General features: G+C 51.1%; 8 protein-coding genes. 4 read left to right on the top strand and 4 right to left on the bottom strand.

From position 1 onward, the window contains the following. Window positions 1-1730: 1730 nt before the first annotated feature. The 4 genes from BS627_RS17645 to BS627_RS17630 all read right to left on the bottom strand — a co-directional run bounded on the left by BS627_RS17645 (window position 1731) and on the right by BS627_RS17630 (window position 5896). The gene (locus BS627_RS17645; protein WP_077984470.1) at window positions 1731-2366 is read right to left on the bottom strand and encodes a recombinase family protein; all 636 of its coding nucleotides are present in this window, start codon (window positions 2364-2366) and stop codon (window positions 1731-1733) included. A 313-nt stretch (window positions 2367-2679) separates the two neighbouring features. Beyond that, window positions 2680-4338, bottom strand: coding sequence for a protein kinase family protein (locus tag BS627_RS17640; RefSeq protein WP_077984469.1), 1659 nt, complete (start codon window positions 4336-4338; stop codon window positions 2680-2682). 21 nt (window positions 4339-4359) lie between these two features. Next, window positions 4360-4914 (bottom strand): hypothetical protein, encoded by a 555-nt coding sequence (locus BS627_RS17635; RefSeq protein WP_131829428.1) that lies wholly within the window; start codon window positions 4912-4914, stop codon window positions 4360-4362. Between the two features lie 151 nt (window positions 4915-5065). After that, window positions 5066-5896 carry a vWA domain-containing protein gene (locus BS627_RS17630; RefSeq protein WP_077984482.1) on the bottom strand — a complete coding sequence of 277 codons (831 nt, stop codon included), beginning with the start codon at window positions 5894-5896 and terminating at the stop codon, window positions 5066-5068. Between the two features lie 153 nt (window positions 5897-6049). Here BS627_RS17630 and BS627_RS17625 point away from each other — a divergent pair, with 153 nt between their 5' ends. The 4 genes from BS627_RS17625 (at window position 6050) to BS627_RS17610 (ending at window position 10910) form a co-directional block, all read left to right on the top strand. After that, on the top strand, window positions 6050-6841 hold the full coding sequence (locus BS627_RS17625) for a DUF4062 domain-containing protein (protein WP_077984467.1): 792 nt from the start codon (window positions 6050-6052) through the stop codon (window positions 6839-6841). A 292-nt stretch (window positions 6842-7133) separates the two neighbouring features. Beyond that, window positions 7134-9833 (top strand): Eco57I restriction-modification methylase domain-containing protein, encoded by a 2700-nt coding sequence (locus BS627_RS17620; RefSeq protein WP_165691294.1) that lies wholly within the window; start codon window positions 7134-7136, stop codon window positions 9831-9833. A gap of 1 nt (window position 9834) precedes the next feature. Beyond that, on the top strand, window positions 9835-10368 hold the full coding sequence (locus BS627_RS17615) for a PIN domain-containing protein (RefSeq protein WP_077984465.1): 534 nt from the start codon (window positions 9835-9837) through the stop codon (window positions 10366-10368). A 383-nt stretch (window positions 10369-10751) separates the two neighbouring features. Next, window positions 10752-10910: a YqaE/Pmp3 family membrane protein gene (locus BS627_RS17610; protein ID WP_077224834.1), complete on the top strand. Its 159-nt coding sequence runs from the start codon at window positions 10752-10754 to the stop codon at window positions 10908-10910. Window positions 10911-11024: the final 114 nt, after the last annotated feature.

Here is an 11024-nt window from a genome sequence, read left to right as displayed (position 1 = left end):
CAATGGTTGGCCCAGCAGCGACCTCGATGCACTCATGCCGTGGAATTACACGCGCTGAACGGTCTCAGCTTGCCGCTTACGGCAATGCTGCCGCCCGCTTTGAAGCTATCAGCTACGCCTTGGTACAGGGTTTCAGTATTGGCGTCAGTAGCGAAACCTAGCGTCTGATACCAGAGTTGGCGGGCTTGTTGTTCGTGGCATTCCCGTACTGCCCGCGTGCTTGCTGCTTCTCCACCGATGACAGGTCGGCCCATTATGTTCGTCGCGCTTTCCAACGGGTCATATGGGCGGTACTGTTCGGGTATCCCCTCAAACCCGCAGGCTGCATAGAGGCCGGTAGGTGTGACCAGTAAGCCAGCGGCGAGAATGCACGCTCGCAATGTTGTCCGCATAAACGAAACTGAGCAAGTTCGCTGATGCAGTTGCCTGCGCGAAGTTGCCCTCACAGGTGATGTGTTTGATCGCATGTGAAATGGTCCCCCGTATGGAAGGACGTTAGGCGCGGTGCGTCCCCGCGAATGCCCTTCGATCTCTGGTGATCGGGGAGTTAGTAACCGCATGACACGGCCCTACGGCCTTTAGTTCAGAGAACCTGTTGCATACGCCGCAGGCTCCCCGACCATAGGTCGAAGAGTGGTGCCAATTCAGTGGCACGTTCCTAGTCATGAGGGGTTACTACGCCCCTGAGCCGCACGTACGGCCCAAGGGATATCTCTCGTATTCAGGAATTGGTGTCAATAATGAATGGCATTGCTCATTCCCGCTGCTCGTGAACTGAAGTGGTGTTTCCGTCCAGTGCGGAGAAAAATACGAGGCGCTTACAAACTACAGTAGTATCAATAGCTTGCATGAATTTTAGCCAGTGCCGAAATTCTCATAGTCGACCGTTGGCGAGCCTCGCGATGCTTTGGCAGCCAATGCCCATCTGCCGCCTGCTTTGCGCCCCTGCAACCTTCTGTGCCCGAATGAGGCCTAATGCGGAAGGCAGGCTGCGTCTCGGGAGTGTCGACGGACAATTTTCCGGTTGATCCCGCTGAGCTAGCGCAATGGAAGTGAGTTCTCCAGATTGACATACTGGTAATTCAAGCCCGTAGCTCTAACTGCCATCCAGCGAGTGAATAAGCGCTCTCATTTGCGCCTGCTACGTCAAAGCATTCCGTTCTTCTGGCACTCCTGCGTGCTGACCAGAGTACCGAAAATCGATAGATATAACTGTGTTAAAATCCGGCATACACACTGCTTCGTGACCCAGTCATCCGAAACTGTATTACTCACGTTCGTCCATTCTGATTTATCGAAAGTACAGCACATGGATACATCACCGCTGTAAGCCACGGCGATTATTTAGCGTCCATACTTTCTATTAATGTAATATTATTGTGTGATATATTTCTCGTTATCTATTGTATCATATATGTATCAATACTAGTATTTTATTTGTTATTATTTCTCGTATATAGCTGTACATTCGTCTGCTTATTTATCAGCCATCATTCCTTTCTGCTTCCTGCTACATTCTCGGTACATTAACTGTTCATATATCTATCCAGATATCTGCTTAAACTGATACACCGGCTCTATATTCCTAAAAGGGTCCACATAGATTAAGCCATTGATTTAAAAAATAAAATAATCAACCAGTCATCAATTTAGGCCTATTATCCGCCTGCGGCTCATCTTACAGACTGCAAGCCGCCTATCCGGTTCCGACGTTCCGGTCCGCGATAACCTTACAGGCCCCACCTAGCCAATGCGGCTTCGGATGCGGCTGGCGTCTTCTTGATCCTTAGTACCGCCTGTCGGGACAATCCTGTGACCTTGGCAATCTCGGAAGCCCCGTTGCCGATTGCCAGCATCTCCACCACCTGCCTGTATGTTTTTCGGTCATAGCTGGGCTTCTTCCCCCGGTACTTATCGGCATCGTCTTTCTTTGCCTCAATTCCGGCCCGCTGAGCGGCTTTCGTCGCTTCGGCCTGTGCCTGTGCTGTTGCGGCCATGAACGCAATCAGCGCGTCCCTGACGGCTTGCTGTATCGGGTCCGTCGTCGCCCCATCGAACGTCATCCCGTTGATGACGGTTTTGATGACAACACCTTCACGCATGAAGTGGTGGATGGCGTCTGTTACATCCTCGTAGTTACGCCCCAGCCTATCGACCCAGCGGACAACTAGCACATCGCCACGACGGAGCCTGTCATACAGACGCTTGCCTTCCGCCCTGTCTCTAAGTCTGGTGCTGATGCCTGATACGGCATGGTCTGCAAACACCTCGTCAATGACGAAGCCTGCTTGCTCCGCTTGCGTTCGCTGGTGGTCAAGCGTCTGGTCGATAGTCGATACGCGCGCATACAGTACTGTCTTGGACACGGACTAATCCTCGTTCGTTGGGGTGGTGTCCGTTATGATGCATGTCCGTTGAATTAAATCAACCCTTGCGGTCAATTTTTGTGCGGGGTTTTGGGTGTACGTTACGGTATACGCCTGCGGACACCACCCCCCCATACCGCCTCTTATGCCCTTTCGGTGATGTCCACTGCTTGCGAAGGTAAGCCGTACGCATTGCCCGGGAGCGATTTGAACGCCACCCACTCATCGGTGCCCATGGGGGGAAACGGCTGTACGAGCCAGTGTAAATACCCTCTCGTAAAAATTTCTGGTTTTTACGATCCAGCATCGATGGCTATCTGCCGCCGATTATTGCCACCAATATTATGAAGCCTATTACAAACAACCACCAAGGAAACCCTGCTTGCTTACCTTGGTTCTGGGACGGTGGAGCGGACGAGTTTGGCGTCTGCCGTACAGGAGTCCCTGCGGAAGTGTTTGTTCTCTGAGCAGGTCTGTTGGCGGTAGTTGGCGCTGGGACGGATTTGGGTGTTATCGATGCGAGAATTGCTTGATTGCGAGAGCCACTTGATACCGGGGCACTTGCAGCAGCGGATGTCGCTCGTGGGCTTGCGGGTGCTTTGCCCGTCGTAATTGAATCCAAGATCGCCTGATTTCCGACTTGCCGGTACGGAACAGCAGTGCTCCCCTTTGGGCTGGCTAGACGATGGGTTGCCTCGGTAGCAGTGATTTTACGGAGCTGGCTATTGGACGTAATGGTGATCGATAGGGAAGTACCGTATCGTCCGCTAGTATAGGGAGGGTCTACTAGGCCCTGCACACTCAACCATGTGCCAACCCAAGATTCCGTTGGGGCCGCTGTCAGCTTCTTAAGGCCGTCGCTCCAGATATTGACACGCACACCCTGCTTGGATTCATTAAAAAAGACAAAGCAGTACGGCCTACCGTACTTTGTTTTCGCAGCATGGATTTTTGTAATTCGACCGACAAGCTCAACTTTGTTGCCGACCTGTGCCAGCATGGCAGCATACGATGCGCCATCCACTACATCGAATGCTCCGACGTAGGATGCGGCGGCTGCGGCTCTGGTCTGCGACACTGGTTGTGTCGCCAATATGACGTTCGGTATGTTCCTGCCGCTCCTGAAGTCATCAAGTGATGGAACTTTGGAGATGTCAGAGAGGCAGATTTTCGCTAGGTTTTCGGCCTGGGTCGCTAAGCTGGGTATAGCTTTCAGGTCTGCGAAGGCGTTAGACTTGACTGGGTCAAGAAAGTCATTCGCAGTGAGGATAATATTCTCGCCATTTGAATGTTTCGCAAACAGCTTTGGATCGTGCATCAAAGCCCGCAAGCTCAGGTCGATCACAATGAACGAGAAGCGGTCCATATCCGGGCCGAAATCGGCGCTGGTACGCTTGGGATGCTGAAAATGCTTATGCCCTAGCTCTGTGCCTTGCCCTTTCGGCATCGCTGGGACGTAGAGGCCGTCATAGTCGATGAGCTTGACGCCGGTGCCAACGAGAACGTTACCGTTCTGTAGATCACCGTGGGCGATGTTCTTTGAGCGAAGAAACTGTTCGAGTTTATCAAACTCGCTCGCCAACCAAGTCAGCTTGCCCTTGTCCTTGTAGTTGTCCTCAAGATAAGAGCCTAGCGTGTCACCTTCGACCCAATCCATTTTGACGATCGGGTATTTTGCCCCGTTCACCATTACGCCGGTTGGCTGGTACTCAAACCCAATGAAGTAGGATGTACTCAGTCCATTGAGGGCCTTGGCGACATCGCCGTATCGCGCCTCCAGCCCTTTAGCTTCTTTATGGAAACAACGGATCGCATACTTTTTCCCGCTGGCAGTGGCAGTGTAGGTAAGCGCAAAGCCACCGCCCAATGCAACAGGTAGCCCCATGCCGTTGACCGAAATTTTCGCTGACTTCAACGAAGTGTCTGAGAAGGCCGTATTGGGGTGTTGGACCGCATCATTGTACTGGTCCATTGTTGGATATGCAGACAAGTCTCACCCCCACCCAAGGACTAGTAACGTGCTGTCGTCGCGACGCATATCACCTGCCGCTCGTGCGCTTTCGACCATCTCTACGAACTCGTCTCGCGACCCAAGAGCCCGTAGTATCGGCAATCGCTCTTCTGCGTTGGCGAGTAACCACGCGCCTAACGCATCGGTCATGCAGTAGATTCTAGCCTTCGGATTTCCGTCGAGACGCCAGTATGCTGTAGGCAAATCCTCTAGTAGGCTCGAATTTCTGTCGGGTATAGTGGAAAGCAAAAGTGGATTTGCCTTAAACTGTTCGGCTTTCGTGTAGGGAAAGCTCGCGCAAAGCTCCTCGCCATCGTCCAATACAACAAGCGTGTCGCCCACGCCGACGATATTCAGTCCTTGATGGTCGTCATCGAAAACTAGAGCCAGTAGCGTGGCGAAGCTCCCACGGTCGTACGATGCCTGCGCACTCCAAGACATTTGCTCTCTGTCGAATGCCTTCTCGTAGGATGCAATTGCTTGGCGCAACCATTCCATATCAATCGCAGGTTTGCGCAGATATTTCGCAACCAGCACCTTTGCCCATCGCTTTGACGAAAAGGACTCGGATGCTCCGTCACTTAAGACGTAGGTCCGTCGTTGCCTTGAGACTGCCGAAGCGTCCTCGTTTAGGTCTGGTTCCGATTGCTGTTTCGCAACCGTCCAACGCTGGAGTGGTAACATCAGCTTAGCGCAGGTTGCTTGCGCGTGTGCCAATGTCGAAGAAGTCCACAATTGCCTCATAGCCAGCCTTGTAGCCAAAAAAGCGCGATTCGCTGCTAACGCTCTCGTACCCCTTATCTTTCGCCGGGCTGATTAGGTGTCCCGGAAACGGGCTAGACATATTCAGCAGAAGCCGCCCGTAGTCGTCCAGCCCTGCATCCGATGCAGGGAATACGACCGGTTGTCCGCCTCCAGTTGAAATATGAAGGTTGAATAACAAGCACTGACCGTCGTTAGTAGAAAGCTGCCGCAACGCATCGGCGATGCCAGTTGGATCGCCGTCTGTAGATTGCCCGTCCGTAACGTGGATAATTGTCGGTGGGTAGCTATCGGGATGTGCGTCACACCATTCTACAAGTGCTTCTGCGGCTTTACGCATCGCTGCACTCATTGGCGTGCCACCTGCGCTGGTAGCCTCGAACCATACGGGAAACTTGGTCTTCTGATCGACAAGTCCGCCTGCCCCATCCGGCACGCGCTTTGTACGTTCTTCAATTCGCAGAGGGTTCGCCTCAATATCAGAAAGGGGGTGTAGAATGTTGCCGGACAAAGCACCGGCAAAGCCCGACTTCACCGTATCACCACCATATCCGATAACGCCGACATCGAAATAGTTGCGGACACCTTCAGAGCGGGTGCATCGTATGACCAACTGATACAGCGTCTTGTTCAAGACGTCTGCCACGAACTGCGCTTTTGTCTGCTCCGTTTCCATTCGCTCGTCCATCGAGCCTGACTGGTCAATGACAAACAGGAATGCGGACGGGCTAGTACGGCTAATTTCGGCAGAATACATATTACCCCCTCGGTACAATCGAAGCTTTTCTACACGGTGCATGCGCATGCTAATGTTCGGAGCCTTATTCTCACATGCCATAGGTTGAATCCTGTTGCAACTTTGCCTCTGATCGAATTACCTAGCAGGCAACCGCTAACCGAGTGAGATCGCATGTCTTTTCCCGCAACCGTATTCCATGTTTTGATTGCTTCCCCGTCCGACGTGCCTCAGGAGCGGCAAGCTATTGCCGAGTGCCTACACGCTTGGAATGCATTGCACTCCAAGGATACCGGCAAAGTCCTATTGCCGGTAATGTGGGAATCCCATAGCGCCCCTTCGATGAATGACAGGGCGCAGGAAGTAATCAATGATCAACTCGTACGTTCGTGTGACATGATCATAGGTGTGTTCTGGAAAAGGCTTGGCTCGCCCACAGGCAAAGCAAAGAGTGGAACCGTAGAAGAAATCAATTGGTTTCTTAAGAACAAAAAACCCGCCATGCTTTATTTTTCAAAAGCTCGCGTCGATCCTGACGAATTGGACATTAAGCAATGGGAAGAACTCAAGGAATTCAAAAAGACACTTCTGTCAAAAGGACTGCTGGAACAATATGAATCTGTCGGAGAGTTGAGCCAGAAACTCACCCGCCAGATAACCATCACTATGAGAGATATAAACGTAACGTCCTTTGTAGACAACAAGGCCGTGAAGAGAGCTATGGAAGCAGAACAGTCTCCAGACATAGAAGATAATACTGAGGTTTATCTTGAGGACTACACAGACAAATCTTTTATTATCGTCGGCAATACGTTGACACATAAGGACGTGCTCAAAGAGATCGGCGGCACTTGGATAAAATCCAAGCGAGGATTCTCTACATGGTGCTTTTCGAAGAGGAAAGCAGACAAAGTCGCCGATCTGCTTGGTGTGTCCGCTGATCTACGAACACCGCCAACAGCCTGACGGCTCTGCGCACCTAAAGACGGGACGGAAAACCAAGCTTTTTGAGGGGATTGCCCGCCCGTGCAGCTCAGAGGCACACAATGGGACAAGATGCTTGTCTAGCACCACGGAGCCCGGGTTCCAAGGGATTTTGAGCAATAATGAGCGTAGGCGCCCAGCCTACTCGGAGTGGAACACTATAAATACCTACACGAAAATTCTGTAGGCTCGAAGGTTTCAGAACGCCGCCTTTTAACGCTAGCTCAGTGGGCAGCATCTTTAAATTGTCGCAGCACATGTTAAAGATATGCCAATGAAAATTATAGTGGATTCGCCCGTGCAGCAGCTTGAAAAACCAGATGCGATCTCGACCGGCACCGATCTGGCGATTGCGTTAGGCTGGGCAGCTGAAGGCCTTGAGAAGCGCAAGATTTCAGTTGGCCACCGTGAAATAATCGTGGAAACGGCTAATCTTCAAGGAGAGGGTGCCGTTATGTTCACCCGGCTTGACGATCATGCGACGCGTCAAGAGCTGGATACGGTTGCCTTGTATGGGTACCATTCATCTTGTCCATGGGGAATTGTCGCAGACGAAGAGGGCATCCATGTACTGAGTACGCGTTGGCTACGCGACAATGACTGGTACCGGCTACCACCCATACAATGGAAAGAAGTTACCAACTCCGCGTCTCTGTTGAGCGCTTTTGCGCCTTCCGGGGTCAGAAGTAGTGCGCCGCAACGCAATCTTCTCGCACTTGAAGAACCAACAACTTTTCTACAAGCGGTAGACGACGCGCTTGTAGAGAGGCTGGACAACTGGAGAGAGAGGGCCGTTCGGTATTCTAAGGGGGCGGTAACGAAAGTCGATGCACAATTGCAGACACTTTACGCGCAATTATTTGTATTACGAACGGTTGAAGACAGGGGATTAGACGATACGATTCCTTCGCCACTGGAGGCTTGCAAAGGAGCGGATCAGTTCGATTTTGATCGTTGGGGAACAATCTACAAACGCGCAAAGGCACGCATCGGTAGCGACCTCTTTACTGACGATATTGCGCGCGAAATTGAGCCTTTCATTCTAACGGGGATTATTAGAGACCTCTACTTTCCGAAGAGAATACCGGGACGCGACGTACGTTACGACTTCTCTTGGATTAGCGCCGATGTTCTCGGCTTAGCTTACGAAAAATATCTATCTACCGTTCTTCAGCCTGCTCCCTTACCTGCACAAACAGAATTGTTTGCCCAGCCTCAGAGGGGTGTGGAACGTTTGAGTGTTAGAAAGTCTGCGGGCGCATATTACACTCCGAGATTCCTCACGGGTTATCTTGCTGGTAGCTGCATTAAGCGATTTTACGAGAACGCTTCACCAGATGCACTGCCCTATGTGATTGACTTTGCATGTGGCTCCGGCTCCTTCTTAGTAGCCGCCGTAGATCATCTTCTCGGGCATCTTAAGAGACACGATCCGTCAAAGGCATGGGCTCGCAAACTTATTGAGGGCGGACACATAGCAGGCATTGACATCGACCCAAAGGCAGTTACCGCTGCTCGATTGCATGTATGGCAAAGGGTAATCGAAGAGCCTGATGCGTTGCCACTACCTAACCTGTCGGACATTATCCGTGTAGGCGACGGCCTCAACTCGGCAACTTGGAACAATCTCGACAAACAGTACGATATTGTGCTGGGCAATCCCCCGTTTTTGGCAACATCACTTGTAGCCAACAGAGAAAAACTAGAGGCCGAATTTGAAACCGCCAGAGGCCGTTACGATTTTTCATCTCTGTTCGTTGAGCAGGCATTAAAGGTATTGCGTGAGGGGGGCAGATTAGGGCTCGTCATTCCCAACAGGCTATTCCTAAATAAAAGCGCTGAACCACTTAGGGCGCTGCTGTCGATCAAATCGGCTGTGGATGTAATAGTTGATTTCGGCTCTACAAAAGTCTTCGATGCTGATGCATACGTGGGATGCATAATTGCGGAGAAAACTGATGGCCATGGCATCATAAACCGCCCAGTGCGTGTCATCAGGGTACAATCGCTTGAGCCAGACTATATGACCGCTGAACTTTTCTCAGCAGAAGATCGTGACGTCGTATTAGAAGGCGGAACTCTTAAGTCATACAAGGCCCGCCAACCGGGAAAATCGCCTTGGTCTCTCCTGTCCGTCGCTGAACAACGCAACCGGATTGCGATGGATGAAATTTCGGTTCGCTTGGATTCCATCGCCACTGTCGCCCAAGGAATACGAACAGGTGCCAACGACCTGTTTATTCTTGACGTAGAGGACGACGACGGAGCCGCGCTCGCAAGAGTAAGAAATGGACTTGGTGAAAGCTGGTTTGTTGAGCGCGATCTTCTTGAACCGGTTGTTTTTGGCCCCGAGTTACAACGATATTCGCTAACCTCGCCTTCTCGACGGCTTCTCTACCCATATCGGAACAATGTCGCCCTGACAGAAACTGAGCTTAGAGAACGGTACCCCAGAGCCTATGAATACTTCTTTGCCTATAGAGACCTACTATCCGCCCGTTCCAGCTTAAAGGGCACGGGCTCCAATTACTATGAGTTGATACGGCCACGAGACGAAAGATGGATTCGTTGCCCTAAGCTGTTAATACGAGACCTTGCACCGTCTACAGCATTCGCGCTCGACGAGCGTGGCACAGCTTTTATAGTAAGCGGGACGGCTGTTGTTCCCGCCGACGCGGAACTATGCCTGCCGCTTTGTGCTTACCTCAACAGTCAGGTAGTAAACTCGCTTATTAAGCAGCAAACTCCCTCGTTTCGCGGGGATTTTCAGAAATTTGAACCTGGAGTTCTCTCTTCGATACCGGTTCTTATCCCAATAGCGGAAGATGAGATAGTTGCCGGACAACTTCGCGACTTCGCGATCAAACGGATGAGATGCACGGAAGGAAGCACAGATGCAAAATTAATTGAGCAACAAATAGACAGCTATATTATACAAATTGCATCATCACTCGGAGCCGATCTGGTTTTATAGTATGCCGCTGTATCCAATTGAAGGTATTGAGCTGAACCTGCCGAGGAACCTCGCAATCCTCGATACGAATATTTTGATAGCACTTGCCTTACCAGATGACGCTCTACATGCTGAGGTCGAGCAATTTATAGACGATCAAGATCAGTTTATATTTGGCGTCCCCCCGCCGGTGGTGGCGGAGGCTTGCAGTTTCATCATTGGAAAAAAGAAACGACACGATCTTGCGTTAAATCTTCTGCGCTGGCTACTTACACCGGGCAATGGCGTAGTGTTATTACCTGCGGCCCACGGTCCGAAAGAGAGCGATATACAGGCGTATTTAAATGCCGATGTCGCTTGGATGCTCAAACATAAGCTCGACTACGTAGATGCCTACGTTATGCAGATGGCAGACATGTTGACTCGATACTGTCAGCTCAGGCCGGGTCTCGTCATAATCACCAAAGACATGAAGGATTACCTACGCTGCTGGCAGCAGGGTTATATATTCAGCGTCTTCGACATTACTCAAAAGGAAATATTAGACTTTTCCTGAAGGTCTTCCGACCTTAGCAACGTGTACAAAACCCGGCCAACACCATTTTATCATCTACCATCTTACCGGTTCAGCAGGTGTGCCGTTTTCTAGAACATTGCCGCCTGCATTCATTCCCTATATACTCTTGCACATGAAAGTGAGACATACGCCTCACTGACCGCCTGTAAAAACCATTAGTATTCAAAATCTTAGGTTTCAGGAAATGCCTCACGTAAGCGGCACCATTTCTTCCTCCCCAGTTGTGATCATTACTCGATCAACGCGTCCATGCGATTGATCTTCGCATTGCAACGACCTTGCCGGTCAGAGCGAGATTTGAAACCAAATTGCGGTTATACACGTTGACTGGCCAGTGATCACAAACTGGAAAGCCAATCCTCGTGGACGTCATTCGTATTCTCATCGCCATCCTCCTCCCGCCCGTCGGCGTATTTCTTCAGGTCGGGCTCGGCCTGCATTTCTGGCTGAATATTCTTCTGACGCTTTGCGGTTATGTTCCCGGCATCATCCACGCGATCTGGGTGATCCTGCGGAGATGACACCCGCGCTCATCGGCGATCGGACGTCCGCAACATTTTAGTACGTGATTAAATTCTTATTGGATGTTGGAACTTCGTCTTCTCCTTCACGTTATGGTGATGACACCAGCCAAG

It is taken from the genome of Agrobacterium salinitolerans (assembly GCF_002008225.1).
GTDB lineage: Bacteria > Pseudomonadota > Alphaproteobacteria > Rhizobiales > Rhizobiaceae > Agrobacterium > Agrobacterium salinitolerans.
Note: the sequence above shows the minus strand (reverse complement) of the source record. Positions and strands in the feature narration are given on the sequence as shown.

Excerpts from the sequence above, each read along its gene's own strand:
- BS627_RS17615 (WP_077984465.1), top strand. The coding sequence starts at position 9,835 with ATGCCGCTGTATCCAATTGAAGGTATTGAGCTGAACCTGCCGAGGAAC.
- BS627_RS17625 (WP_077984467.1), top strand. The coding sequence starts at position 6,050 with ATGTCTTTTCCCGCAACCGTATTCCATGTTTTGATTGCTTCCCCGTCC.
- BS627_RS17630 (WP_077984482.1), bottom strand. The coding sequence starts at position 5,896 with ATGTATTCTGCCGAAATTAGCCGTACTAGCCCGTCCGCATTCCTGTTT.
- BS627_RS17620 (WP_165691294.1), top strand. The coding sequence starts at position 7,134 with ATGAAAATTATAGTGGATTCGCCCGTGCAGCAGCTTGAAAAACCAGAT.
- BS627_RS17640 (WP_077984469.1), bottom strand. The coding sequence starts at position 4,338 with ATGGACCAGTACAATGATGCGGTCCAACACCCCAATACGGCCTTCTCA.